The organism is Nonomuraea sp. NPDC051941, assembly GCF_044593615.1.
In genome coordinates, this window is record NZ_JBIUCF010000020.1 from 206,815 (window position 1) to 233,327 (window position 26,513).

Below are 26,513 nucleotides of genomic sequence, written 5' to 3' on the forward strand. Positions count from 1 at the left end.
AAGGAACTGTCATTTCGGTCGATGAATGGTTGATCGCGATGAAGATCCGTAAAAAATCAACATTTATCCGCAACTTTGCGCCTGGAGCGCTCCACCGTCTTGCGCCGGTCGGCTCCGTGGCATTAAATCGTCCCCACGTCCGCCTGGCCGCCGAACGGAGAGTTGCGGCGGGCCTCCTTACCGCCGACTTCGGAGTCGCCGCACTGGGTGCTGTCCGCGGGCCAGGCGGGCGGAATCCGCTTCCTTGACGCGAAACTTACAGTCGCTGTACCAACCTTGACGCTCCTGGCCTCGTCCGTCATGCTGCGTCTCACAAATCGGTTTGCACGTTGGGGAGTACATGACCGGCTTTCCACGGCGGGTGCTGGTGACGGGGGCGGCAGGAAGCGTCGGCCGGGCCACCCTCGATCTCCTCGCGCGCCATCAGGTGGCGGTGACGGGCCTGGACCTGCGCGGTCCTGACGGCCTGCCGCTCGATCGCATGGTGGTGGGCAGCGCGGGCGATCCGGAGATCGTGCGGAAGGCGCTGGACGACGTGGACGCCGTGATCCACCTCGCCGCGCTCCCCGCGCCCGTGCTGGGCACGCCGGAGGAGGTGTTCTGCGGTAACACCAGGGCCACGTTCGTGGTGCTGGAGGAGGCCGGGCGGGCGGGCGTGCGGCGCGCCGCCATCGCCAGCAGCATGTCGGCCCTGGGGCTGGCCTGGGCGGACAGGGTGCTGCACCCGGCCTACGTGCCCGTCGACGAGGACATCCCGTTGCAGGTCGAGGACCCGTACGGGCTGTCCAAGCAGACGGACGAGCTCACGGCGGCCATGATGAGCCGCCGGCATGGGATGACGACCGTCGCGCTGCGCTTCCCCCGGCTGGGCGGGCCGGAGGACAAGCTCCGGCGCACAGCGGAGGAGTGGGCCGCCGACCGGGCCGCCGGAGCCAGGGAGTTGTGGTGCTACCTGGACGTCCGGGACGCCGCGCGGGCGGCCTGGCTGGCGGTCACGCGCCCGATCGAGGGCCACCACGTGCTCACCGTCGCCGCGCCCGACACGCTGATGTCCGAGCCGACCGAGGAACTGCTGGCCGCGTTCCACCCCGGCAGCGAGCGGCGGGCGCCGCTGCCCGGCCGCGCCGTTCCGGTCGACCTGCGCGCCGCCGAGCGGGTGCTGGGCTTCACCGCGAGGCACGTGCTGCCGTGACGAGCCGGGAGGTTCACACCACCCTGACGAGCCCGACGGAGGGCTGGAGGCGCCCTGTCGTAAAAGTTCAGCGGCTGAAAGGATTATGCCGATGTAATATCACCGCATGCTGATCCAGCAGCCGCAGGGCCGCCGTGAGCGGAAGAAGGCCGAGACCCGGCGCGCCATGGCGGACGCGGCGCTGCGCCTGTTCGCCCTGCGGGGGTTCGACGCGGTCACGGTCAACGAGGTCGCGGAGGCGGCCGATGTGTCGGCCAAGACCGTGTTCAACCACTTCCCCACCAAGGAGCAGCTGTTCTTCGAGCACGAGCCGCTGCTGGCCGGCGACCCCGCCGAGGTCGTGCGGCAGCGCCCGCCCGGCGGGCGGGTGCTGGTCGCGCTGAGCCGGCTGCTGCGTGCCGAGCCGACCGGTGACCTGGCGCTGTTCGGCCGGATCCACCGCGACAGCGAGACGCTGCGCGCCTACGGCCGGGAGCTGTTCGCGGCGCGCGAGCGCGCGCTGGCCGAGGCCCTGGTGGAGGAGGCGGGCGGCGACCTCAGGCCGCGGATCCTGGCCGTCGCCGCGCTCGGGCCCCTGCGGCAGGTGTGGGAGTCGATCCTGCTGGAGGCGGCCGAACGGGTGCCACCCGCCGAGGCCGTCGCGCGAGGCGTGCGCATGCTGGAGGAGACGTACGCGGTCCTGGGCGGCGCGTTCGAGAGCCTCCTGCACCATCGGGCGCCGGCGGCACACCACGCTCCGCCGGTCCCCGAGGAGCACTCGCGCGCGCTCCGAGGCGAGCGGCCGAGCATCCGGCGGGTCGCCGAGCTGGCGGGGGTGAGCGCGACGACCGTGTCCCACACGCTGAACCGCCGCCGCCCCGTGGCGGAGGAGACGCGGCAGCGCGTGCTGCAAGCCATCGAGGAGCTCGGTTACCGGCCCAATGTCCTGGCCCGAGGCCTGCGCACCAGCCGCAGCCAGACCATCGGGCTGATCATTCCCGACATCACCAACCCCTTCTACCCGGCGCTGGCCCGCGGCCTTCAGGACGTGCTCGGCCCGGAGGGCTACGACCAGATCATCAGCAACACCGACGGCGTCCGGCGCACTGAGCAGGCCGCGATCGAGCACATGATCGCCCGCCAGGTCGACGGGCTGGCCTTCGCCGTGTTCCACACCCACGCTGAGGACCTGCTGCCGGTCATCGAGGCCGGCATCCCGGTGGTCCGGCTGGGTGGCAGGCTGGTCCAGCACGGAGTGGACCTGGTGCACAGCGACGACGAGGGGGGCGGGGCCGAGGCCACCCGCTACCTGCTCGGCTGTGGCTACCGCAGGATCGCCTTCGTGTGCGGCCCGGCCGCCGAAGGTCCGGCGGCCGAGCGCGTGGCCGGCTACCGTGCGGCCCTCGCCGAGGCCGGCGCGCCGGCCGACCAGGCCCTCGTGGCCCACACCCACTTCAGCCGCGCGGGCGGCGCCGAGGGCGTGGCGCGGCTGCTGGAGCTGGCCGAGCCGCCCGACGCCCTCCTGTGCGCGAACGACGTCATGGCGATCGGGGCCCTGGACGAGGCGGCTCGACGGGGCCTGCGCGTCCCCGAAGACCTGGCCGTGATGGGCTTCGACGACATCGACGCCGCCGGCATGGTCTCACCCGGCCTGACCACCATGGCCAACCCGGCCCGCGAGATAGGCCAGGCCACGGCCGTGCGGCTGCTGGAACGGCTGCGCGAGGCCATCGACGAGCCGTCCACCGAGCTGGTCGTGCCCGCGCGCCTCGTACGGCGTCAATCCGCCTGAGGGCGAACTCTTGACACCGCAATCGTTACGTGTAGATTTCGAGAGATCTTAACGATTTGCGCGCGCCTGGAGCATCCTTCTCCCCCCGAAAGGACGCCGTGATCGCAAAACGTCGGAATCTCGCCCTTGTGCTCATCCTGGCGGCCCTGGCCTGGTCGCCGCAGGTGGCGCCGGCCGCCGCAGCGAACCTGTCGAGCAACGTGCACCTGTTCTACTACCCCTGGTACGGCACGCCCGCCGGAAGCGGCGAGTGGCGTCACTGGCAGCAGGGCGGCCACACCCCGCCGGAGGATGTCGGCGCCGACCTCTACCCCGCCCTGGGCGCCTATGACTCCGGCGACTCCCGGGTCCTGGCCCAGCACATGAAGTGGATCGCGCGGACCGGCGCCGGAGTGATCGTCTACAGCTGGTGGGGCCAGGGCAGTTACGAGGACGGCCTGGCCCGACGCGTCATGGACGCCGCGGCCAAGCGGGGCGTCAAGGTCGCCTGGCACCTGGAGCCGTACGAGGGCCGCACGGCCGCCTCCACCGTCGAGGACATCCGCTACCTGCACCGGCAGTACGGCTCGCACCCGGCCTTCGACAACGTCTTCTACGTGTTCTGGAGCCTTCAGGTCGCCGACTGGTCCGCGCTGGACGAGGTTGACCAGGACGACATCATCCTCGCTCAGACCACCGACACCACCAAGATCGCGCACTTCAACGGTATGTACACCTACGACGGCATCGCCGGGGCCACCGCGCCCGGCTGGAAGCAGGCCGGCGAGTACGCCGAGGCGCACGGGCTGATCTGGGCGCCCTCGGTGGCCCCCGGCTACCTCGACGACCGCGCCGTACCCGGCAACACCACGCCGACGGTCGCCCGGGACAACGGCGCCGCTTATGACCGGCAGTGGACCAACGCCCTGGACCCGGCCATCGGTGGCTCGCCGACCTGGGTGTCGGTCACCTCCTTCAACGAGTGGCACGAGGGCTCGGTCATCGAGCCCGCCGACCGCACCCCGCCGCCCGGTCACGGCTACCAGACCTTCCAGGGCGCCTACGGCAAGCAGGGCAGGGCCGCCGAGACGGCCTACCTGGACCGCACGCGGTACTGGGTCGAGAAGTTCGAGAGCGTGCGCTAGCCGTACGGGAAGGGAAGACCGATGACAACGGTGGGCAAGCGCGCGCTCGGTCTGGCCGTGGCGCTCGTGCTGGGACTCGCCGCCTGCTCGAGCGGCGGAGGCGGGCAGGGGCAGGCCGGGCAGTCGCTGCGGATGTGGACGTTCAAGAAGTCGCACGCCGACGCGTTGAACAAGGCGGCGGCGCAGTTCAAGGCCAAGACGGGCATCAGCGTCACGGTCGAGGCGGTCACTCCTGACGACGTGTTCGTCAGCAAGGTCCAGAGCGCCGCGCAGACCAACGGCCTGCCGGACGTGCTGGAGGTGCATTCGTCCGGCGAGGACTACGAGATGGGCTCGTCGGGCTTGCTGCAGGACCTGGCGGCCGATGTCACCGACGCGTGGAAGCAGCGCCTGCTGCCCTCCACGCGTGAGAGCGGCGTGCTGACGCAGAAGAAGATCGACTCGGTGGCCGCCGACTCGCCCATCAAGAACGGCAAGGCCGGGCAGCGCTTCTCCGTGCCGTTCACGGCGGGCGCCTTCGGCATCGTCTACGCCAACAAGGACAAGCTCCGGGCGGCCGGGCTCGATCCGGACACCCCGCCGAAGTCGTGGGAGGAGTTCCTGAAGGCGCTGAAGGCCACGACCGGTAAGAGCCAGGGCGGGCTGTCGCTGGGGCTGAAGATCTCCCAGACCGGCTTCAACTGGATCTATCAGCCGCTGGCCTTCGCCTACCTCGGCAAGGAGCGTTTCCAGGCGCTGTTCGGCAAGGGCACCACACAGGGCTTCGCCTCGCCGGACGGTGTCAGGACGCTGGAGACGTATGCCAGGCTGACGCCGTACTGGATGCCCGGCGCCACGACGCTCGGCATCGACGAGGCCGACATCGCCTTCGCGCAAGGCAAGTCGGCCTTCGACGTGGGCGGCACGTTCACGCTGGCCTTCCTCGCACAGAACGGGATGAGCCCCGACAAGGTGCTCGCCTTCCCCATCCCGGCGTCGGCCGAGGGCACGCACAAGCAGATCTCGATGGCGCCGCTGGCGCTGACCGGGCTCGGTGTGACGGCCACGACGCGCAACCGCGAGGCCGCCGTCAAGTGGATCGACTGGGTGACCTCGCCCGAGGGTGCGGGCATGGTGGCCAAGGAGTCGCTCGACCTGCCCTCCACGGACCTGGGCACGCAGGCGGAGTCGCTGCTCGGCAAGGACCTGGCCGCGCTCCAGAAGTACTTCACCGGGCCGCCGGAAAGCAGCTACGAGGCTGCCGACGACAGCTTCTTCCCCTCCGACTGGGACCAGGTCAAGCCGGGTGACCTGACCGTACGGCTGACACCGCTGGGGGAGGTCGGCCCACAGCAGGCGGGCACTGAGCTGGACAAGATCATGGCGTCGATGTGGAAGTCCACCAAGTGAGCACGACCTCTGTCGAGCTCCCCGCGCGGTGGCGGCGTTGGTTGATCGGATGGGCCTTCGTCGCGCCCGCTGTCGCGTTGTTCCTGCTGATGGGCGCCTACACGATCGTCAGCGGGTTCCTGCTGAGCTTCGCCAAATGGAACGGCTTCACCCCCGAGTGGCGCTGGGCCGGGCTGGGGAACTATGCCGACCTCCTGTACGCGGACCCGTCGCTCACCGGCGACCTGCGCCGGGCCGCGGGGAACACGGCCCAGGTCATGGTCGCCGTGCCGCTGCTGACCGTGGCCGTCTCCCTCCCGCTCGCGGTGATGCTGAACTCCATCACCCGCCTGCGTGGTGTTCTCCGCTCCGCCTACTTCCTGCCGTACGTGACCAGCGGCATCGCCGTCTACTTCGCCTGGCGGTACGTACTGGAGCCCGACGGCGCGCTCAACCTGCTGCTCGGCTCGCTGGGCCTGGGCAGCCTGCGGCAGCCGCAGGGCTTCCTCGGCAACCCGGACACCGCGCTGCCGACATTGATCGTCATCCTGGTGTGGTCGAGCGTGCCGGTGGCCACGCTGCTCTACCTCAGCGGGCTGCAGGCCATCGACCGCAGCCTCGTCGAGGCGGCGCAGATCGACGGCGCCGGCTCCTGGCACGTGCTGCGGCGCATCATCTGGCCGCTGCTGAGGCCCATCACCATGGCCATCGTGCTGCTGGGCGTCCGCGACACGCTGCACGGCTTCCAGATCTTCCTGATCGCGACCAACGGCGGGCCCGGCGGGCACACCGACGTGCTGGGGCTGATGGCGTACCGGCTGGCCTTCATGAAGGGCCTGGCACCCTCGCTCGGCCACGCGAGCGCGCTGGGCTGGCTGCTGTTCGCGGGAGCCGTCCTGCTGACCCTGGCCAACGCGCGCCTGCTCCGGAGGGCTCAGTGAAGCGTTTCGCTTATGCTGGGCTGATCGTCTATGCGCTGATCAGCATGTATCCGTTCCTGTGGATGGTGTCGGGCGCCTTCAAGACCCGCAGTGAGGTCCTCGAACACAACCTGCTGCCGCGCGAGCCCACGCTGGACACCCTCATCGCCACGTGGGGCCGGCTGCACTTCCTGGACTACTTCCTCAACAGCCTCCAGGTCACGGCGATGACCGTGATCGGCGTGCTGGTGGTCTACAGCCTGGCCTCCTACGCCTTCGCCGTCCTGGATTTCCCCGGCCGCCGCTTCCTGTACTGGTTCTTCGTGGCGCTCCTGTTCGTGCCCGGCATCACGGTGCTGCTGCCGGTGGTGATCCTGGAGAAGAACCTCGGCCTGCTGGGCACCCACCTGGGGCTGGTGCTCCCCTTCGTCAACGGCACCGCGCCGCTGACGGTGCTGCTGCTGACCAACAGCTACGGTTCCATCCCACGCGAGCTGCGCGAGGCCGCCAGGTCGGACGGCGCGGGGGAGGCGCGGATCTTCTGGTCGGTGTATCTGCCGCTCGCCAAGCCGGCGCACATCACCGTTGCCGTGCTGACGGCGGTGCCGACCTGGAACGAATACGTGCTGACGCGGGTGTCACTCTCGGACCGGTCGCGGTTCACGCTGCCGCTGGGGCTGGAGTCGCTCATCTCCAGCGAGGTGCCGCGCTACAACGAGGTCATGGCCGCCTCCCTGATCACGGTGCTCCCGGTGATCGCGCTCTTCCTGCTTCTGCAGCGCTACTTCGTCAACGGGCTGGTGGGGGCGATCAAGGGCTGACCCCCGGGGGGCGAAGCTGTCACGAATCGTCCAGGTCGATCAAGGAGCGCGCGGCCCCGCGCGAACGCCGCGGCGGCTGCTCCGAGCAGTTGGGCGGCCTCGTGAGGGTGGCCGTCGAGTGCGTAGGCGCCCGCGAGGCCGGACAGCGCCTGTGCGATGTCCGCTCGGCGCATACAGAGGGCGTCCTGGTCCGGTGTGGTGCCGGGCGGCGTCCATCAGTGTTCATGCACCAGGGGTGCATCGTCGAGTCGGCCTCGCCGGAGGAGTTCTTCGACCATCCCCGGCACGAGCGCACCAAGCAGTTCCTCCGCAGCATTCACTGACCGCCGGACGCGGTCCTCCAGGAAAGAGCCAAGCATGCGCGCTGCCCCCGCCGTCGCAGGCATGAAGCACAACGGCATCCGTACGATCATGGATCTGGCGATGTCCGGCACCCGCCCGGACCTGATCCGGCTGGAGATCGGCGAGCCCGGCTTCCCGACGCCCGCGCACGTGGTGCGCGCGGCCGACGAGGCCGCGGCGGCGGGGCGGACCAAGTACACGGCCAACGCCGGGATCCCGGAACTGCGGGCGGCGCTCAGTGACAAGATCAAGCGGGTCAACGGGTTCGACGCCCGCCCCGAGGACATCGTGGTCACGGCCGGCGGGGTGCAGGCGTTGTTCGCCACGCTCACCGCGCTGGTCGAGCCGGGCGACGACATCCTGATCCCGGACCCGGCCTGGCCCAACTACATCGCGTTCGGGAAGATCCTCGGCGCCTCCACCACGGCCTACTCCCTGGCGCCCGAGACCGGGTTCCTCCCCGACCTCGCCGAGCTGGAACGGCTCGTGACGCCGCGCACCAAGGTGCTGATGCTGAACTCGCCGTCCAACCCCGTGGGGTCGGTGTTCCCGGCCGGGACCCTCGCCGAGCTGATCGCCTTCGCCGAGCGGAACGACCTGTGGATCGTCTCCGACGAGTGCTACGACCAGGTCGTGTTCGACGACACCTTCGCCTCCACGGCGGCCGTCGGCGGCGCGGAGCGGACGATCTCGGTGTTCACCTTCTCCAAGACGTACGCGATGACCGGCTGGCGCATCGGCTACCTGGCGGCGCCGCCGTCGCTCGCGGAGATCATCACGCGGTTGCAGGAGCCGATGGTCTCCTGCATCAGCACACCGGGTCAGTACGCGGCACTGGCCGCGCTCACCGGGCCGCAAGACGAGCAGCGCGCGATGGTCGAGACCTATCGGGCCAACCGCGATCTCGCCGTCGGGGAGTTCGCCGCCCACGGCTTCGACGTCTACCGGCCGCAGGGCGCCTTCTACCTGTGGATTCGCACCGGCAACCGGGATCTCGACGGCATGGAGATCGCCAAGAGACTGATCACCGAGCACGGCGTCGCGGTCGGCCCCGGCCCGGCCTTCGGCGAACGCTCGGGCGAGTACATCCGCCTGTCGCTCGCGGCCTCCGCCGACGACCTGCGTGAAGGCATCCGCCGCATCTGCGCCAGCGGCCTCCTTCACCCCGCCGGGCGTTTCTGAGACGGGGGCTTGACTCCTCGCGACATGCGTCATGCAATATATTGCATGCCGGTTCCACAGAGCCGGGGAGTGGTCGCCAGGTCACTTCTCCGGGAGAACGCCTATCGCGCCATCCGAGACGCCATCGTCGACGGCACGCTCGCCCCGGGCGAACGTCTCAACGACGGCGATCTGGCACAGTGGCTGGGCGTGAGCCGCACTCCCGTCCGGGAGGCGCTGACGCGTCTGGAGCAGGCCGGGCTGGTGCGGACCAAGCCCGGTCGTTACACCATCGTCAGCACGGTGGACGTCCGGTCCGTGCGCGCCGCCCAGTCGGTGACGGCCGCCATGCACGAGCTCGCCGTACGGGAGGCGCTGCCGAATCTGTCCGCCGGCGAACTCGACGCCATGCGTGAGGCCAACGCGCGTTTCGCCGATGCCTTGCGCCGCGACGACGTGGACGCGGCGCTCGCCGCCGATGACGCCTTCCACGGCATCCCGGTGATCGCGTCCGCGAATCATGCGATACGTGCTGTTCTCGACCAATTCACGCCGGTGCTGCGGCGCGTGGAGCGGATGCGGTTCTCCTCCCTGAGCGGCCGGGGGTCGGTCGCGCAACACGAACGGATCATCGCGTTGTGCGCGGCCGGAGACGTGGAGGGGGCGGCGCTCGCCGTACGCGCCAACTGGGGGACCCTGGTCCCACTCCTCGATGCCATGCCCGCCGCTTCCGAGAACGAGCCTTCAACCTGAGGAGCCGTACATGTCCATCGACGATTTCGAGCGCTATCCGCTGCTCTTCGGTCCCAGCCCCGTCCACCGCCTCGACCGGCTCAGCGACCATCTCGGCGGAGCCCGCGTCTGGGCCAAGCGGGAGGACTGCAACAGCGGGCTGGCGTTCGGCGGGAACAAGACCCGCAAGCTGGAGTACCTGATCCCCGACGCCCTCGCCCAGGGCGCGGACACCCTGGTCAGCATCGGGGGAGTGCAGTCCAACCACACCCGGCAGGTGGCCGCGGTCGCCGCCAAGGTCGGGCTGAAGGCCGTACTCGTGCAGGAGAGCTGGGTGGACTGGCCGGACGCGGTCAACGACAAGGTCGGCAACATCCTGCTGTCGCGCATCATGGGCGCCGACGTCCGCCTGGTCCAGGCCGATTTCGGGATCGGGCTCAAGGACAGCTGGCACGAAGCCCTGGAGGGGGTCACGGCCGCCGGCGGCCGCCCGTACGCGATCCCCGCCGGAGCGTCCGACCATCCGCTGGGCGGTCTCGGCTTCGTCAACTGGGCGTACGAAGTGCAGCGGCAGGAACGCGAGCTCGGCGTCTTCTTCGACACCATCGTGGTGTGCAGCGTCACCGGGAGCACCCAGGCAGGCATGATCGCCGGCTTCGCGGGCCAGGATCGTCCCCGGCGCGTGCTGGGCATCGACGGCTCGGCCAAGCTCGCCGAGACGCGTGCCCAGGTGGCGAAGATCGCCCGCGCCACGGCCGAGCTCATCGGCCTGGGCCGGGACCTGCACGAGGAGGAGATCACGGTGCTGGAAGGCTGGGCCGGCGACAGGTACGGCATCCCCGTGCAGTCCACCCTCGACGCCATCAGGCTCACCGGACGGCTGGAAGGCATGATCATCGACCCTGTCTACGAGGGCAAGTCGATGGCCGGGCTCATCGACCTGGTCCGCAGCGGCGAGATTCCCAAGGACTCCAACGTCCTGTACGCCCACCTCGGCGGCCAGCCCGCCCTCAACGCCTACAGCGGCGTCTTCCGCTGAGCGTTGGGCCGAGCCGAACGCCATCGGCTGCTCGAACGGCAGGTTGCGGCTCGCGCGGGAGACGGGCGAACGAGCGGCGCGCTCCCTTCTGCCCCCTAAAACGAACACGTATAGTGAGGATGATTGCACTTAATGTCACAGTTGGGTGGAGGTGACTCACCCGAGGAAAGGGGATTTCCGTGAGTCGTGCACTGATCATCGTCGATGTGCAGAAGGACTTCTGCGAGGGCGGCAGCGTTCCGGTGAAGGGTGGTGCGGATCGAGCCGCCGCCATCGCCGAGCTGGTCCGGCGCGCCGATGGGCAGTATGCCTTCGTCCTCGCCACCCGTGACCACCACATCGATCCGGGCGCCCACTTCTCCGACAACCCCGACTTCCAGCACTCATTCCCCGTGCATTGCGTCGTCGGCAGTGAGGGAGGCGAGTTCCATCCGAATTTCGCGCCCGCCGTCGACTCCGGGCACGTCGACGAGGTCTTCTACAAGGGCGCTCACTCCGCCTCCAAGAGCGGTTTCGAGGGCTCGGCCCAGGACGGCACGACACTGTCCGCCTGGCTGAAGGCCCGTGACGTCGCCGAACTCGACGTCGTCGGCATCGCGACCGATCACTGCGTGAAGGCCACGGCACTGGACGGGGCGCGCGCGGGCTTCACGGTGCGGGTCCTGCTCGACTACACGGCCGGCGTCGCCGCCGACACCACGCGTACCGCACTGGACGAAATGCGCCGGGCCGGTGTCGCCCTGACCGGCGAACCTGTCGTCGCCTGAACTCAGGCGCCACGCTCACCATCAGGCTCCACGTCCGCCGCATCCTCGGATTCCGCGAAGATCACGACGAGCTCCAACCCGCCCCCCGGGTTGGGGCTCGCTCGCACGTCGGCTCCGTGAGCCTTCGCGATCGACGCGACGATCGACAACCCGAGCCCGGCGCCCTGTCCACGGGTCGTCTGCAGCCGCCGGAAGGGCTCGAAGAGATCGCCGAAACGTTCCTCGGGAACGTGCGGGCCGGTGTTACAGACCTTCAAGACTCCACGGGAGAGCGTCACCTCAACGGTTCCGCCGGGACGGTTGTAGCGAACCGCGTTGTCGACGAGGTTCGTGACGAGCCGGCTCAGCAGGATCGGATCCCCGTCGACGACCGACGGTTCGATCCGCGTCGTCACGGTGACCTCGTCCGAGCCGCCTTCGGCCAGGACGAGCAGCACCACCTCGTCCAGGGCCACCGGTGTCCTCTTCTCAAGGCCGTGCTCCGCCTGGGCCAGGACCAGCAGGGCGTCGATGAGGCTCTCGGTGCGGTGGTTGTGGAACAGGAGCTTGTCGCGGATCTCACCGACGTCTTCAGGAAGGCCGATCTCGATCGCCGCTCGCTGGACGGCCAGCGGGGTCCGCAGCTCGTGGGACGCGTTCGCGATGAACCGCCGCTGCCCCTCGACGGAGCGTTGGAGGCGGTCGAGCATCGCGTCGAACGTATCCGCCAGTTCCTTCAGTTCGTCCTTGGGCCCGCTGAGCGCGATGCGTTCGTGCAGGGTCGAGAGGGACAGCCGCTGCGCGGTGGCGGTGATCTGGTGGACGGGCCGCAGGATCCGCCCGGCGACCAGCCAGCCGACGATCACTGATACCAGTGTCAGGATTCCGACCGTCGCCACGGTCACGTCCCACTGGTAGTCGATCACCTCGTCCACCAGATCGGGCAGCGTCGGCAGCTGATGGTCCGCGAGGTCCGGCGCCACCGGCGCCACCGGGAGTGGCCCGATCCGCCCGATCCTCCTGTCCAGCGCGTGGCGCAGCAGCAGGTTGACCGTGACCAGCAGCACGGTCGAGGTCAGCAGGAACAGCCCGGAGTAGATCAGCGTGAGCCGTACCCGGACCGTCGTCACAGCACGTATCCCGCGCCGGGAACCGTCTGGATGCAGGGCGGATCGCCCAGCTTCGCGCGTAAGCGGCTGACCACGACCCGCACCACCGTCGTGAACGGGTCGACGTTCTCGTCCCATGCCTCTTCGAGCAGCCGTTCGGAGCTCACGACCGCGCCATCCGCCCTCATCAGCACCTCAAGGACGGCGAACTCCTTGAGCGACAGATGCAGATGCCGCCCGTCCCGCGACGCCTGCAGCCGGTGGGTGTCGACCACGATCCCGTGCCGCGTCAGCACCGGCGGCACCTGCGCCTGGCTGCGCCGCCCCAGCGCCTGCACCCGTGCGACCAGCTCGGCGTAGTCGAACGGCTTGGGCAGGTAGTCGTCGGCCCCCATCCCGAGGCCGGCCACCCGCTCCGGCACCGCCGCGGCCGCCGTCATCATCAGGATCCGTGTACGGCTCCCGCGCGCCACCAGCTCGCGGCACACGAGGTCGCCGTGCATCTCGGGCAGGTCCCGGTCCAGTACGAGAACGTCGTAGTCGCTCACCGCCAGCCGCTCCGACGCGGCGAGCCCGTCGTACACCACGTCGACGGCCATGGCGTGGCGGCGCAACCCCACCGCCACGAGATCGGCCAGGTCTCGTTCGTCTTCGGCCACCAGAACCCGCATAGCGATGTTCGTACCCGAATCGGGGTAACAGCGGCGTTAACGGATCCGTTCACAGCCGAGCAACCCGCTTCCGGCCACGCTGGCGGCATGATCAAATCCCTCTGCGCCGCCATCCTGATGGCGGCCTGCTCCCTGTCCGCACCCGCCTCCGCGCCTGCCGAGCGCTGCACCGCCCTCACCGGCCCACCGCCGGAGTCTGCGCCGCCGACCTCGGTGAACACGCTCCGGCAGGCGTACTTCTGCGTACTGGACAACTACTACAGCGGTCCGGCCATGGATGCGAAGGCGCTGCTGAAGAGCGCCTTCGCCGCCTATACCCAGGACCTGATGCGGCGCGGCGCCGATCGGCCCGACCTCAAGCTGCCCGAACTGACCGGGAACCGCGACACCGACTGGGCCGCCTTCGCGAAAGCCCTCGGCGCCGGTGACGTGCCCGCGCTGCGCGCCGCGATCACCGCGATGGTCGCCGAACTGCACGACAACCACGCCCGCGCGGTCAGGCCGACTCCTCCACCGGAAGGCGGGCCGGTCGGGACGGGCATCGTGGGTGTGTCGGCCCAGCAGGGCCCGCAACTCGACCCGGCGGCCAAGCCGCCGCTGTTCATCACCCGCGTCCTGCCCGGCAGCCCCGCCGCCAAGGCCGACATCAGGCCCGGCGACATCATCGTCAAGGCCAACGGCATACCGGCGTTCATCGGGGACACCGTGAACCAGAGCATCGTCCAAGCCTTCGCCGCCGGCACGGTGACGCTCACGCTCAAGCGCCCCACAACGGGACGGACCCGCACCGTCGAGCTCAGAGAGGGCCCCGTCACGCAGCAGCCTCCGGCGGTGACGTCGAAGAAGCTCGCCGACGGCGTCACCTACGTCCAACTGCCCAGATTCAATGAAGGCGCCGCCGACCAGGTCATCGCCAAGCTGAAGGACAAGCCGAAGGCGGTGGTCCTCGATCTGCGCGGCAACGGCGGCGGGTCGCCTCGCGAGGTGACGCGGCTGCTCGGCGCGTTCGCGCACGGCAAGGTCACCAGCTACTTCTGCCCGCTCAAGGGCGACTGCGTGCCCAACCGGACCGACGACAGCATCCCGCTGCTCGGCTCGCGCCTGGTCGTCCTCACCGACCGCGGATGCGCCTCGGCCTGCGAGGACTTCAGCGCGGCCGTCAAGGACAACGGCCTGGGCACCCTCATCGGGACCCGCACCGCCGGGGCCGTCTCCGGCCCCAGCGACGGATACCTCCTCGACGACGGCAGCATCCTGCTCCTGCCCAAGGTCCGGCACCTCGGGCCCGCCCGCGAGATCATCGACACGATCGGCGTCCCGGTCGACCACTACGCCCCCATGACCGCCCTGGACCTGGCCACCGGGCGCGACCCGGGCGTGGCCAAGGCACTGACGCTTCTTTGACGCGCTCGCCGCGACGGTCCTCGGGCGGGCTCAGGGAGTGGGCAGGGCGGGCCCGGCTGCCACCCCCTCGACGGACAGGACCTGGCGGCCTGATCTCAGCCCGGCCCAGCCGCCGGCGACCGGACGGAGCTCGTCGACCTGCTGCGCCCCTGGATACGGAACGATACGGGCGATCTCGACGACGTCGCCCGTCACCGGCCCCGCTCGGCGCACCACGGCATCGAGCGCGGCGGGGGCGATCCCGTGCTGCGGCGGGAACGGCGACGTCCACAGATCGGCGGCGGTCACGGCGGGCAGCCGGTCTCCCGCGCCGAGCACCAGCCCCGACCAGGCCAGCCGCCCTCCAGAAGCGGCCACGCCGCGCGTGACCGATGGTGGCACGGACGGCGGAGGCGTCGGCGGCGACGACCGGTAGAGCAGTCGCATCGACCCGGCCGTCTCCCCGGTCTCCGCCGTGATCGTGACCTGGACGCTCCAGCCTTCCTCCAGGGTCTCGCCCAGCGCCAGGGTGGTGAACCGGCTCCCGTCGGCGGCCAGGACCAGCGCGGACAGCCGGACCTGCACGTCCCCCACCTCGACCAGGTGCTGCGGCGGCCGGTCCGGCGGCACGACCCAGTCGGCGACCGAGCACGCCTGCTCGATCAGCACCGAGATCGGCAACGCGGCACGCCCATCCAGGGTGAACTCGGTCAGGCACGGATGAGAGCCCGGCGTGTGGATCACGCTGCTGCGTAGCCGGCGAGACGGTTCGAACAGCTCGACGGAGCCCAGGAAATGCGCGAGCCCGTGCAACCTGGGCAGATCCGGATGCCCGGTGAAGAGCCGGAAGCCGCGTAGCTGAGTGGGCACCAGCATGCTGCCGACCTGGCCGATGAACATGACCTCCCCGGTGTGGCCGGAGCGCAGCTCGCGGATCCACCGCCGGACTCCCTCGGCCGGATCGATGGTGGACACGTAGCGGACCGCCGCGTCGTAGTTGGCGATGACCCCGAGCCGCTCCCAGGTCGGCCAGCACAACGTCTGCGCGGGCAGCCCGAGCGTGTTGCGCGCCCAGAACCCGAGTCTGGACAGAGCCTCGTTACCCGCCGCGTAGTCGATCTGCCCGATCATGCCGCCCATGCGTCCGGCCAGCGAGCCGACGTTGCAGAACACCTTGAGCGTGTCCCGCCTCCCGGGAGTGTGGAGCACCGCGCGGGTGAGGTTGGCGAAGCCCGTGACCTTCACGTCGACCGTTCGCACCACGTCTTCCGGGGTCTTGTTGTCGAGCCTGGTCGGCACGTCGATGCCCGCGTTGTGGACGATCACGCTGGGATCGGGGATGCGGGCGAACAGCGCGTCGACCTGTTCCGGCCGCACGCAGTCGCACGGCTCGTACGTGATGCGCAGGCCGTCCCGCCGGGCCGCTGCCAGGTTCGCGCCGACCTGCCGCAGCTCGGCCTCGCGTTTGAGCGCGGCGCGTACGTCCCGGAGTTCCCTGGCGGTGCGGGCGGACCGCACTCTGGCCCGGCAGTACTCGGAGTAGTCCGCGTCGTCCATGGTCAGCCAGCCGGCGTCGGCCGGAAGCTCGTCGCGGCCGGTCACCACGACCTGGCAGCCGACCTCCTCGGCGAGCCCGCGGGCCAGGGCGAAGCCGACGCCACGGGCGCCCCCCGAGATCAGCACCACGTCGTCGGACCCGAGCTCGACGCGGGGCGGCGGTTCCGGGCTCGGCCGCGCGTTCAAGGCGTGGCGGACTCCCCGCCGGTAGCCGATCTCGAACAGGTCCCAGGCCGCCAGCTCAGCCGTCAGCAGCTCGGCCAGGCGGGCCGGGTCGACGGCGTCGACGTCCAGGACTTTCACCGCGAGGTTGGGCAGCTCGCGGGGCAGGCACTTGGCGAAGCCGGCCCAGATTCCGCCCAGCGGGGCGTCGATCGCCCCGTCGTGGTAACCCATCAGCCCGCCCATGGCGGTGACGGCGACGTAGCAGTACCGGTCGGCGCGGGGGTCGGCTCCCCAGGCACCGTATCTGCGCTGCACCATCCGGGTCGTCCTGGCCAGTGCGTCCCGCCATTCCTTGCCGTCGAACCGGTAGGGGACGCCCACGACGTTCAGGTCGATGATCCCGTCCCAGTCGTCCCGCTCGGGTTCGCGGCCGGGCACGCAGAGGTCCGCGCCGAGCGCGCGCGCCACCTCCGCGGCCAGCTCCGCGTCGGAGCCGATGACCAGCAGCCGCCGCGCCACAGGGGAGGGAGGCGGAAGCGGGTGCGGTACGGGCTCCCAGATCATGCGACGGACCGGCCGGACGAAGGAGGTGGTGTCGAAGGACACCAGGTGCGGGCGGACCGGCGCGGCGGCCGTCATGTCCGCTCCTGCACGACCGCGGGGATCCCGCCGCTGGGGAACAGAGTCACGTAGTGCCCGCTGCGCACCGTGTGCGCACCCGACAGCCGCAGCCGGTAGCGCTGCGACAGGATGGCCACCGCGGTCACCAGCGTGGCCATCGCCAGCCCCTTGCCGATGCACATGCGCCGCCCGCCGCCGAACGGCAGGAAGGCGTACTTGTGCCGCTTGCCCTGGGTGTCGTCGAGGAAACGCCGGGGATCGTAGGCCTCCGGGTCGGACCAGTGCTCCGGTGAGCGGTGCGTGCCGTACACGCTGAGCAGGACCGTCGTCCCCGCCGGCACCGTGCGGCCGGCCAGGCAGTCCGGCTCGACGGCGTCGCGCGGGAACTGCCAGACCGGCGGGTGCAGCCGGAGCGCCTCGTTGATCGCGGCCGTGGTCTGCACCAGTTCGCCCAGCCGGTCGGGTGCGGGCGCCTGGCCCGCGAGCACCTCGTCGACCTCGCGCTCGACGGCGCGGCGGGCCTGCGGGTGCCTGGCCAGTTCGTACATCGTCCAGGCGAGCGCCTGGCCGGTGGTGTCGGAGCCGGCCAGCAGCAGGGTGCGGAGGTTGTCCGACACCTCCGCCTCGGAAAGGCCGGCGCCGAGCAGCTGCCCGGCGGCGTCGGAGCCGTACTCGCCGCCGGCGCGGCGCGAGCTGATCACCCGGTGGATGATGCCGTCGAGCACCCGGTCCGCCCACTTCCGGTCGCGGTGATACCGGGTCGGCACGAAGGAGGGGATCATGGCGGGCAGGCCCATGATCGTGCGGGTGAAGATGACCTTGTTGGCGATCGCGGCGGCTCGCGCGTAGTCGGTGCCCGACAGGTCCTGGCTGATCAGCGCCATGCCCAGGACCCTGGCGGCGATGTCCATCAGGTCGGGTGCCACGTCCACGACGTCACCGGACTTCGCGTGCGCCGTCCAACGGCGGACGACCTCCTCGGTGGCGCCGACGGCCTCGCGCGCGTTGCTCCGCACGAGTTGCAGGCTGAACGCGGGCTGGACGGCCTTGCGCGGCGCGCGCCACTGGTCGGTGTCGAGCGTCAGCAGGCCGGAGCCCATGACGCCGGAGAATCCGCGGTAGAGCTTGCCCCGTACGTAGTTGTCCGGGTTGGTACGCAGCACCCGCTCGATCGCCTCCGGCTCGGTGACCTGCACGAACGGGATGGGCAGCTTGACCGACACCAGCGAGTCGCGTTCCTGCATGCGCAGGGTGTAGGCCAGCGGGTCCTTGAAGTAGGGGATGGCGTCACCGATCACCGGCAGCCCGGCCGGGCCGTGGGCGACAGGGCAGGTTCCTTGGCGGGTCATGAGCGCTCCTGGCGGTCGAATCGTTCCCTGTCGAGGTATTGGCCGGTCTCCTGGTCCACGTAGCCGACGATGGCGCCCGTGATGTCCTTCACCTGGAGCAGCACCTCGCCGTCGGCGGCCACCGCGATCGCCCGGTTCTCCGGCTCCGGATCCTCCAGGTCGAGGTCGACGGGGGTGACGTAGAGCTCGACCGGTTCGGTCAGCGCGGCGAGCGTCAGGTCGGTGTGGCCGCCGTACAGGTCGATCCGGCGGACCGTGCGCGGGATCGCGACGGGCGTCCAGCGGTCCGCGACGGTGTGGAGGACGGCCACGCGCACCAGACCGTCGAGCGTGACGGAGGGGACCAGCAGGTCGGGAAACCAGCGTCGCAGCGCCGGCGCGTCGAGCGCGAGCCGGCCTCGCCGTCCCAGCGGATGCTCCCGGGTGCCGGTGGTCGACCGGAACACCTCGCGCAGGAGTACGTCCGACCCGGGCGCGTGGTAGGGGTCGCGGAGGGGCCTGCTGCCGTGCTCGTCCCAGTGCGTCCACCTCGGGCCGGGCACGGGAGCGTCGCGCAGCCGTACGGTGACGGAGAAGTGCAGCTTGTCGCGGGCGACGGTCACGCCGTTCGGCGCCACCACGTCGCCCAGCACGCGGACGGCCACCACCGACTCGCGCTCGTCGGTGCGCAGCAGCGTGGCGGTGAGCCGTTTGACCTCGGGCCGGTCCTTCCGGTAGATCCGCAGGAACGACTCCAGCCGCAGGTCCTCGAAGACGACCGGGACCCGGTTCGGCACCAGCGAGACCGCGGCTTGCGCGGCCAGCTCGGGCACGAACGTGCCGGGCAGGGTCGGATAGCCGCGCACCTGGTGAAACTCCAGATAACCATCCCTGTCCAGGGTGAACGTGCGCTCCGCGACCAGCTCCGTGGCGTTGCGGCGCAGCACCGTGTCGATGTACGGCAGCGCGCGCGCCTCGCCCATGCAGAAGTCCAGGAACTCCGGCCGGATGCCCCTGACGAGCTCACGTTCCTTGTCACCCAGGAACACCGTGGCCGGCGCGTCCCGCACGGCGGTCAGCTCGGTGAGGAAATGGTCGACGCCTTCCTCGGTCGGCATCGGGGTGTACGCGTCGATCTCGGCGAGGAAGGCGCGCATCAGCGGGGTGGCCCCGAGCCCGACGTCGCGCCAGAGCGTCCAGCCGATGGTGAACTCGTTCTCCGCGCTCATCGCGGCCATGTTGAGGAAGTCGTTGGCCGCGGCGTAGTCGGTCTCACCGCGCTGGCCGGTCAGCCCGATGAACGAGCCGAAGTTGCACCAGCGGCGCGGCTCCCGCCCGCGCAGCGCCTCCTTGAGGTTCAGGTACGTATGCACCTTGAGGTCACGCACCGTGCGGAAGTCGCCGACGGACTTCGCGGTGACGTCGGAGGCCCGGTTGGTGCCGGCGATGTTGAGCAGGAGGTCGATGGGGCCGTCCACGGAGTCGACGGCATGCCTGACCGCGTCCGGGTCCCGGAGGTCGCAGCGCAGGTAGCGGACCCGCCCAGGTCCGGACAGCCGCTCCAGCTCGGTGAGCGTGTCCCGGACCTGCCGCTGCTCGCGCAGCCGGTCGAACCTGGCGTTCGCCTCGGCCACGCTGACCCGGCCCGGCCCGTTGAGCTGGGCCCTGATGAACGTGCTGCGCTCGGGCAGTTCCCCGGAGTCGCCGGGCAACCGGGAGCTGCCCAGGATCACGATGCGCGGGCGGTAGCGCCCGGCCAGCGCCGTGAGGATCGGCGCGCCGATGCCGCGCGCCCCACCCGCGGCCACCACCAAGGAGTCCTGGCCCAGCGCCGGCATCCCGTCCGGCATCCCGGCCGGCACCGCCTCGGCGGGCACCGCTCGCGGGGTGAGCCGGCGCCCGCCGACGTGATAGGTGACCGGGAGGAGCTGGCCGGCGCCCAGCTCGGCGCTCACCGTGGCCAGCACCTCCTCCAGCGGCGCCGCCGCATGCACGGTGGCGAGCACGTTCGTGTCGGGCAGCTCCAGCGCCAGGCTCTTGACCAGGCCCGTGAACAACCCGGTGACGGGCAGCGGCACCCCCGCCTCGGTGACGCCGCCCACCACGCTCACCACGAACGAGCCGCCCGCCAGGCGTGGCGCGCACTCCTTGGCCGTCATGAACGTGCGCTCGTGCAGCGCGAGCAGCTCGCGGACCGGGTCCGACCAGCGGGCCTCGCGCAGGCTGGGATCGGTGGCGTCCACCAGCACCCGTACGTGCCGGGGTGCCTGGCCGTCCTGGTGGGCCAGCGCGGTGCGGAACGCGGCGGAGTTGGTGAGTACGACGGAGTCCGCCGGGATCGCGGGCGGGGCGGAGCGGATGGGCCGGCGTGGCGCGGGCGCCAGCTCGATCACGTGGCGGTCCAGCAGACTGGCCGCCTTCGGCTGCCTGCTCAGCCGGATCACCCGCGGGCTCGCCTGCCGGTCGGCCCTGAGCTCGACCGCCGTCCGGCTCTGCGCGCCGTTCAGGAAGGCGATCAGCTCGCGCCCGCCCTGCGCGCCCAGGAAGTTCGCGCGGGTCATGCGATGGCCTCCAGCATCTCTTCCACGGTGGACTCCACGGACACCTCGGCGAGCACCGGCAGGCCCTCGGCCAGCGCCAGCGACTTCCTGGTGATCGCGAACAGGAACGTCCCCTCGCCGATCTCCCCGCAGCTCAGCAGGCGGCCCCAGGACGTGAGACTGTTGCCGTTGCTCGCGGCGACCAGGACCGCGTCCACGTCGCCGAAGTCCAGGTAGCACTCGGCCACCTCGAAGGCGTCGGCGAGCGAGGCTCCGCCGCCGTCCACGGCGATGTTGAGCCCACGCAGGTCGAAGTAGCTGCACAGCCGGGCGGGGATGACGTTGGGCATCTCGCCGGGGAAGGAGTCCTCGTCCGGCGCGGCGATCAGTCCGGTCACGCGCTCGCGCAGCTCCTGCGCCTTGGGGACGGCCTGGCGGTCGAGCTCGTCGAGGTGGGCGCGGATCGCGTACAGGACCGCGTTCCTGGTGGGCCCGGTGTGGCCCACCACCACCCCGGTGGTACGGCTGTGCCGCCCGCAGAATTCGCGGATCCGCGGGTCCATCCGGTGCATGCACTCGATGATCATGAGCTGGGTGCGGTCGGTCGCCCGGATCGTGGAGGCCGGCAGGCGCAGCCGGGCGAACGGCGGACTCGGGTAGCCGTCGCCGAAGGAGTTCGGCAGGATGTGCCTGCCCTGCGCCCACTCTGCGACCTGCGCGTTGCTCTCGGCGCCGGGCACGTGCGCCGACCAGCCGACGATCACCATGGGCTCGCCGGTCCTGGCTCCGTAGCCGGCCTTGCCGCGACGGCCCGGCCGGAACTCCTGGATCAGCAGGTGCGCGTTGGTGCCGCCGAAACCGAAGCCGGACACGGCCACGGTGCGCGGCCGGTCCGGCCGCGCCGGCCAGGGCACGGGTCGCTCGGGGATCTCCAGATTGCACGACTCCAGGCCGAAGCTGTCCGGGGCCGCCGAGAAGCGGTGCTGAGCGGGAATGATCTCGTGCCGCAGCCCCAGAAGAGCGTGGATGACCGACACCACCCCGGCCGCCCAGCCCGTGTGGCCGATCAGGGACTTGTTCGAGGTCACCTGGACCGGATGCGTCCCGGCGTAGGCCGCGCGCAGGCTCAGGAACTCGGCCTCGTCGCCCGCCGGGGTTCCGGTGGCGTGCGCGATCACCCAGTCGACCTCGCCGGCTTCCACGCGCGACTTGTCCAGCGCGCGGGCGACGGCCAGCTCCTGGCCCGCGCTGGACGGCGCGTAGATGGCCTTGCCCTTGCCGTCCGCGGACAGGCCGACCCCGGCGACCAGGCCGTACACGGTGTCACCGTCGGAGAGCGCCCTGGACAGCCGCTTCAGCACCACGGCGCCCGCTCCGTCGGAGAACAGCACGCCGTCGGCGGTCCTGTCGAGCGCGCGCACCTCTCCGCTCCTGGACAACCCGTACAGCTTGGAGAACAGCACCGACCCGCTGGGGACCAGCGCGAACGCCCCGCCGCACACGGCGACATCGGCCCGGCCGGACAACAGGTCACGCAGTCCCAGGTCGATCGCGTACAACGAGGACGAGCACGCGGTGTCCACCATGAGCAGCCGGGTGTCCGCCGGCAACAGGCCCTCGATGGCGCTGGCGCCGATCCGGTGCGGGAACGGCTGCGACCGGGTGGCGTCACCGTGCCACAGCACGGAGTCGGGGACCTCGCCCAGTTCCTCGCGGATGAGCGCTTCCTGCAGGTGCTGGCTGCCGTCGGGGGTGAAGCCGAAACAGGCGGTGTACGTGTCACCGTCCCGCCTGGCCACGCCCTCCAGCGCCTGGTGCACGCTGTGCCGCAGCCACACCGTGGTGAAGTCGAGCCCGTCGTCCGGCCGCTCGGCGGCCAGCTTGGGGTGCGGCGTGAAGCCGGTGATGAAGCCCGAGCGGCGCTGGTAGGTCTTGTCGGCGGCGCTCGGGTCGTCGTCGTGGAAGCCCGCCATCGACCAGCGATCCGGCGGGACGTCGACGAACAGCTCCGCGCCCTCCATGAGCAGCGACCAGAAGCCGTCCGGGTCGTTGGCCCCCGGAACGGCCAGCCCCATGCCGACCACCGCGACAGGATCCACGTCATGATCGGAATACGTCTCCGGCTCTGGCTCAGGCGCTGGTTCTGGTTGCGGCGCCGGTTCTGGTTGCGGCGCTGGCTCTGGTTTCTGCTCCGGGTCTGGGGACGTGGCGCGGCGCTGCAATGACATGCCGCCGTCCGCCACCACGGTCTGCCCGGTGATCCATCCCGCGCCGGGAGAGGCCAGCAGCAGGACCAGGTCGGCCAGGTCGTCCGGGGTGGCCAGCCGCCCCAGCGGGGTGGCCGCCACCAGGTTGGCGCTCACCGACTCGAACCCCGGGAACATGCGGCCGACCGGATTGTCCATGAGTGCGACGGAGGCGGTGTTCACCCGGATGCCGTCCGGGGCGAACTCCGCCGCAAGGTAGCGGGTCAGCGCCTCCAGAGCCGCCTTGGACAGCCCGATCGGCAGGTAGTTGGCCGGGGCGTAAGACGCGCCGAGCGAGGAGACGTTGACGATGCAGCCCGCGCCGGATCGGGCCAGCAGCGGGCGGGCCGCCCTCGCGCACCAGAGCGCGCCCTTGACGTTGACCTCGAACGCCTGGTCCAGGTGCTCCTCCGCCAGCTCGTCCCAGGCGGTGAACGTCCCGCCAGCGGCGTTGTTCACCAGCAGGTCCAGCCGTCCGTGGGTGGCGCTGACCTGGTCGAACATGCGACGCACCTGATCCGGCTTGGCCACTGACGCCCTGATCACCTCGACGCCGTCGCCCAGCTCGGCCGCGAGGGTCCTGGCCTCGTCGTAGGAGTGGAAGCAGTTGATGATCACCCTGGCGCCGGACTCGGCGAGCGAGCGCACGATGCGCGCGCCCACGCTGCCCGCGCCGCCGGTGACGAGGGCGACACGGCCCTGGAAGCCCGTCATGGCGTGCCCGCCCTGGCCAGCGAGTCGAGGACGAAGTCCACCACCTGGCCGAACGTCCGGTAGTCGGCCATCCGCATGTCGTCAGGCGGCGGGCCCAGCTCGAACAGCACGCCGAGCCTGCCCATCAGCTCCACCCGCTTGACCGAGTCGACGCCGAGGTCGGCCTCCAACTCGGCGCCGTCCTCGAAGACCTCCTCCGGGTACTCCAGCGTGGTGGCGTAGAGATCACGCACCCGGACGGCGACCGTCTCCCTCGACGTGGGCCCTGCGGGCGGCGTCGGGGCGGAAGGCGCGCTCGTGTCCTGCGGCGGAACCGGGGCGGGAGACGTGCTCGGCTCCGGTGTCACTGCGGGAGGCGTGCTCGGCTCCGGTGCCACGGCGGCGGGCGCGGGCGGGTACGCCATGGTCGTGCCGGTGTGCCGGACCGTCCGTGGCTCGGCGGCGGGAGCCAGGAACTGGCCGGTCTCGCGGAGCGTGTCCAGGTCCGGCAGCAGCGGTGTGTGCACGGAGGCGGACGACTCGATCGAGCGGACCCGGGACGTCAGCGCGCGTCCCGCGCCCACCTCCACCCACACGCCGGCGCCGGAGCGATGCAGCCGCTCCACAGCGGGTCCGAACCGCACCGGCGTGACGAGGTGGGAGGCGAGCAGTTCGCCGAGGTCGTCGGAATCACGGTAGTAGCGGCCGAGAACAGGGGAGAAGACGGGAATGCGCAGGCCCCTCCGGCCGTATCCGCTGAGCCGGCGGGCGAGCTCCTGCCGCGCCGGGGCGAGCAGCGGGCTGTGGAACGGATGCGGCGAGTGCAGCGTGGTCGACGGCAGCCCGATCGCGGTGGCGATCGTCGCCGTGCGGCGCAGCGCGTCCGCCCGCCCCGCGACCACCGTCTGCGCCGGCCCGTTGTCCACCGCGATCACGGCGCCGGAGGTCGGCAGCAGGTCGAGGATCTGCTGGGCCCGGTCGGGCTCGCAGCCCAGCGCCAGCAGCCCGCCGCCGCTGGTGTCGTGCTCACGCAGCGCGGTGATCCGGTGGCAGAGGATCTCCGCGCCCTCGGCGACGTCCAGCGCGCCACCGGCGACCAGCGCCGCGATTTCGCCGAGACTGTGCCCGACGAGCACGCTGAACCGCGCTCCCTGATCGGAGAGCGCACGAAAGGCGGCGACCGAAGTGGCGAAAACAGCCAGCTGGAGCACGTCCGGCGCCGCTTCGACCAATTGATCGACGGAATCATCGGAAAAGGCCCGGCTCAGGCCTTTTCCGAGAATGCCATCGGCCACCGTGTCAATGGTTTCGATCACCTTGGCGGTGCCGGGATCATGCGCGCGTAGCCGTGGCAGAGCGCCCGGCAGATAGGCTCCCTGACCCGGGAAAAGACCCACAACAATTTCGACGGAGCTCAGCATTCCGGTCCCCCTCAGAGCACGGTGTCGGCAAAATTCCCATTCCTGGGATTCGCGTTGAATATTCCGCGTGCGAGCTCGATGAAGCCAAGGTAACCGCGTTAGATGCATCGCGGACACCCCTAAAGCAAGCGTGAAGTCAGGGGTGATCGCAAAGCCGTGAAATTGACCTCGGGCCCACGAAGGGCCAACCTGCGGGTTTTGGGGCGGCCCGCACGACTGCGGTGGCCGCCTCCTGGCCGATGGGGCGGATCTTGATGTCGGTCTTGCCCAGCCTGAGGATCTATCACGGAGCAGGGCAGTGGGGGAGGGGATCGCTAGGCTGCGACGATGGAACGAGTAACCGACGTGTCCGAGAATGTCGCCACAGGGCATCCTTCCTGGGTTTCGCCCGCAACCCAGCCTGCAGATCCGGACCAGGTGAACGACTACGACGGTTTCGCCGAGGCGTACTCGGCGGAAACCGAGAACAACATCCTGAACGAGTACTGGGCGCGGTACTCGATCCTGGCCCTCGTCGGAGACGTGGCCGGTCGCCGGATCCTGGACGCCGGCTGCGGCTCAGGCCCCCTGTCCGCCGCGCTACGCGACCGCGGTGCCGTCGTCACCGGCATCGACGCCAGCGCCGGGATGCTGGCGTTGGCTCGGCAGCGGCTCGGTGACGACGCGAACCTGCAGGTGGCCGACCTGAGCGACCCCCTGCCGTTCGCCGACGGTGCGTTCGACGACGTGGTCGCGTCGCTGGTGCTGCACTACCTGGAGGACTGGGGGCCGGCACTGGCCGAGATACGGCGAGTGCTCAGGCCCGGCGGCCGGCTGATCGCGTCGGTGAACCACCCTTTCGTGGAGCACGTGACCCAGAGTCCTCCTCGGCGCAGCTATTTCGCGACCACCAGCTATACCGACGAGTGGACGTTCGACGGGAAGTCCTTCCCGATGACCTTCTGGCGCAGGCCGTTGCACGCGATGACCGACGCCTTCACCGCCGCCGGCTTCCGCCTCGCCGTCATCAGCGAGCCGCAGCCCGACCCGGCCGCCCGTGAGCTGTTCCCGGACGACTTCCAGGACTTCGCGGACAAGCTTGCCTTCCTGGGCTTCGTCGTCGAGGCACCGCCGTCGGATGCCGACTCGGACGGCTAGCTCACCACGCCAAAGAGCGAGCGTGTCCGAGTCGCTGTTGATGACGTACGCGGTGGCCCCATTCGGGGTGAGGGCGACGCCCCGAGGAACTTGCCGTCAGCGTCCCCGAGCGGGCTGAGGACCACCCTCGGCGAAACGTCGCCGGAGGCCTTTGCGTCTGCGGCACGGAATCCGCGCGACCGGGGGCGGCGCACGACGAGCGAAGGCCGCGACGTCGCCGGTACGGGCGGCAACGTTGTCGAAGACGGGCGGCCCCTCGTTTCCTCGACCGGCGCCCGCACCGTTCAGGGCCTCGCGAGGCGGCCTGCCCAAGAACACAGCGTGGGGGGGGGGGGGGGCCCCCGCGGGGGGCCCGGGGGGAGATATGTTTAAAGGTGGTGTTGTGGGGGAGGGGGGAGAGAAAAAACAACGCCGGCGCCACACGCA

General features: G+C 70.6%; 19 protein-coding genes. 12 read left to right on the plus strand and 7 right to left on the minus strand.

The genetic code is table 11. The features are described from left to right. Positions 1–340: 340 nt before the first annotated feature. The 10 genes from ACIHFD_RS31650 to ACIHFD_RS31695 all read left to right on the plus strand — a co-directional run bounded on the left by ACIHFD_RS31650 (position 341) and on the right by ACIHFD_RS31695 (position 11,237). Positions 341–1,192 carry an NAD-dependent epimerase/dehydratase family protein gene (locus ACIHFD_RS31650; RefSeq protein ID WP_397369983.1) on the plus strand — a complete coding sequence of 284 codons (852 nt, stop codon included), beginning with the start codon at positions 341–343 and terminating at the stop codon, positions 1,190–1,192. A gap of 106 nt (positions 1,193–1,298) precedes the next feature. Further along, positions 1,299–2,963, plus strand: coding sequence for a substrate-binding domain-containing protein (locus ACIHFD_RS31655; protein WP_397369984.1), 1,665 nt, complete (start codon positions 1,299–1,301; stop codon positions 2,961–2,963). 98 nt (positions 2,964–3,061) lie between these two features. Further along, positions 3,062–4,087, plus strand: coding sequence for a glycoside hydrolase family 99 protein (locus tag ACIHFD_RS31660; RefSeq protein WP_397369985.1), 1,026 nt, complete (start codon positions 3,062–3,064; stop codon positions 4,085–4,087). 21 nt (positions 4,088–4,108) lie between these two features. Further along, positions 4,109–5,476 (plus strand): ABC transporter substrate-binding protein, encoded by a 1,368-nt coding sequence (locus ACIHFD_RS31665; RefSeq protein WP_397369986.1) that lies wholly within the window; start codon positions 4,109–4,111, stop codon positions 5,474–5,476. Further along, positions 5,473–6,396, plus strand: a complete 924-nt coding sequence (locus ACIHFD_RS31670) for a carbohydrate ABC transporter permease (RefSeq protein WP_397369987.1) — start codon at positions 5,473–5,475, stop codon at positions 6,394–6,396. Before ACIHFD_RS31665 ends, ACIHFD_RS31670 begins: the two co-directional genes overlap by 4 nt. After that, positions 6,393–7,196, plus strand: coding sequence for a carbohydrate ABC transporter permease (locus ACIHFD_RS31675; RefSeq protein ID WP_397369988.1), 804 nt, complete (start codon positions 6,393–6,395; stop codon positions 7,194–7,196). Before ACIHFD_RS31670 ends, ACIHFD_RS31675 begins: the two co-directional genes overlap by 4 nt. Before the next feature lie 357 nt (positions 7,197–7,553). Next, a complete protein-coding gene (locus ACIHFD_RS31680; protein ID WP_397369989.1) occupies positions 7,554–8,720 on the plus strand; it encodes a pyridoxal phosphate-dependent aminotransferase in 1,167 nt (388 codons plus the stop codon). A gap of 45 nt (positions 8,721–8,765) precedes the next feature. Next, the gene (locus ACIHFD_RS31685; RefSeq protein WP_397369990.1) at positions 8,766–9,452 is read left to right on the plus strand and encodes a GntR family transcriptional regulator; all 687 of its coding nucleotides are present in this window, start codon (positions 8,766–8,768) and stop codon (positions 9,450–9,452) included. A 10-nt stretch (positions 9,453–9,462) separates the two neighbouring features. Beyond that, the gene (locus ACIHFD_RS31690) at positions 9,463–10,470 is read left to right on the plus strand and encodes a 1-aminocyclopropane-1-carboxylate deaminase (protein ID WP_350740864.1); all 1,008 of its coding nucleotides are present in this window, start codon (positions 9,463–9,465) and stop codon (positions 10,468–10,470) included. 179 nt (positions 10,471–10,649) lie between these two features. Continuing rightward, on the plus strand, positions 10,650–11,237 hold the full coding sequence (locus tag ACIHFD_RS31695; protein ID WP_397369991.1) for an isochorismatase family protein: 588 nt from the start codon (positions 10,650–10,652) through the stop codon (positions 11,235–11,237). Positions 11,238–11,239: 2 nt separating this feature from the next. On the opposite strand, the gene ACIHFD_RS31700 is transcribed toward ACIHFD_RS31695, so the two are convergent. Beyond that, a complete protein-coding gene (locus ACIHFD_RS31700) occupies positions 11,240–12,346 on the minus strand; it encodes an ATP-binding protein (protein ID WP_397369992.1) in 1,107 nt (368 codons plus the stop codon). Continuing rightward, positions 12,343–12,996 carry a response regulator transcription factor gene (locus ACIHFD_RS31705; protein ID WP_397369993.1) on the minus strand — a complete coding sequence of 218 codons (654 nt, stop codon included), beginning with the start codon at positions 12,994–12,996 and terminating at the stop codon, positions 12,343–12,345. The genes ACIHFD_RS31700 and ACIHFD_RS31705 overlap by 4 nt, the downstream gene beginning before the upstream one ends. Positions 12,997–13,083: 87 nt before the next feature. On the opposite strand from ACIHFD_RS31705, the gene ACIHFD_RS31710 reads away from it, so the two are divergent. After that, positions 13,084–14,400: a S41 family peptidase gene (locus ACIHFD_RS31710; RefSeq protein ID WP_397369994.1), complete on the plus strand. Its 1,317-nt coding sequence runs from the start codon at positions 13,084–13,086 to the stop codon at positions 14,398–14,400. A gap of 30 nt (positions 14,401–14,430) precedes the next feature. Here the strand turns inward: ACIHFD_RS31710 and ACIHFD_RS31715 are convergent, their stop codons facing one another. The 5 genes from ACIHFD_RS31715 to ACIHFD_RS31735 are packed head-to-tail and all read right to left on the minus strand — an operon-like array spanning position 14,431 to position 25,322. Further along, complete coding sequence (locus ACIHFD_RS31715) at positions 14,431–16,740, minus strand: SDR family NAD(P)-dependent oxidoreductase (RefSeq protein ID WP_397369995.1); 2,310 nt, start codon at positions 16,738–16,740, stop codon at positions 14,431–14,433. After that, on the minus strand, positions 16,737–18,071 hold the full coding sequence (locus tag ACIHFD_RS31720; protein WP_397369996.1) for a cytochrome P450: 1,335 nt from the start codon (positions 18,069–18,071) through the stop codon (positions 16,737–16,739). Before ACIHFD_RS31720 ends, ACIHFD_RS31715 begins: the two co-directional genes overlap by 4 nt. Then, complete coding sequence (locus ACIHFD_RS31725) at positions 18,068–20,611, minus strand: KR domain-containing protein (RefSeq protein ID WP_397369997.1); 2,544 nt, start codon at positions 20,609–20,611, stop codon at positions 18,068–18,070. Before ACIHFD_RS31725 ends, ACIHFD_RS31720 begins: the two co-directional genes overlap by 4 nt. Beyond that, positions 20,608–23,550 (minus strand): SDR family oxidoreductase, encoded by a 2,943-nt coding sequence (locus ACIHFD_RS31730; protein ID WP_397369998.1) that lies wholly within the window; start codon positions 23,548–23,550, stop codon positions 20,608–20,610. The genes ACIHFD_RS31725 and ACIHFD_RS31730 overlap by 4 nt, the downstream gene beginning before the upstream one ends. Continuing rightward, the gene (locus ACIHFD_RS31735; protein WP_397369999.1) at positions 23,547–25,322 is read right to left on the minus strand and encodes an acyltransferase domain-containing protein; all 1,776 of its coding nucleotides are present in this window, start codon (positions 25,320–25,322) and stop codon (positions 23,547–23,549) included. Before ACIHFD_RS31735 ends, ACIHFD_RS31730 begins: the two co-directional genes overlap by 4 nt. Here ACIHFD_RS31735 and ACIHFD_RS31740 point away from each other — a divergent pair. After that, complete coding sequence (locus ACIHFD_RS31740; RefSeq protein ID WP_397370000.1) at positions 25,278–26,087, plus strand: class I SAM-dependent methyltransferase; 810 nt, start codon at positions 25,278–25,280, stop codon at positions 26,085–26,087. The genes ACIHFD_RS31735 and ACIHFD_RS31740 overlap by 45 nt on opposite strands. The last annotated feature ends 426 nt before the right edge of the window (positions 26,088–26,513 follow it).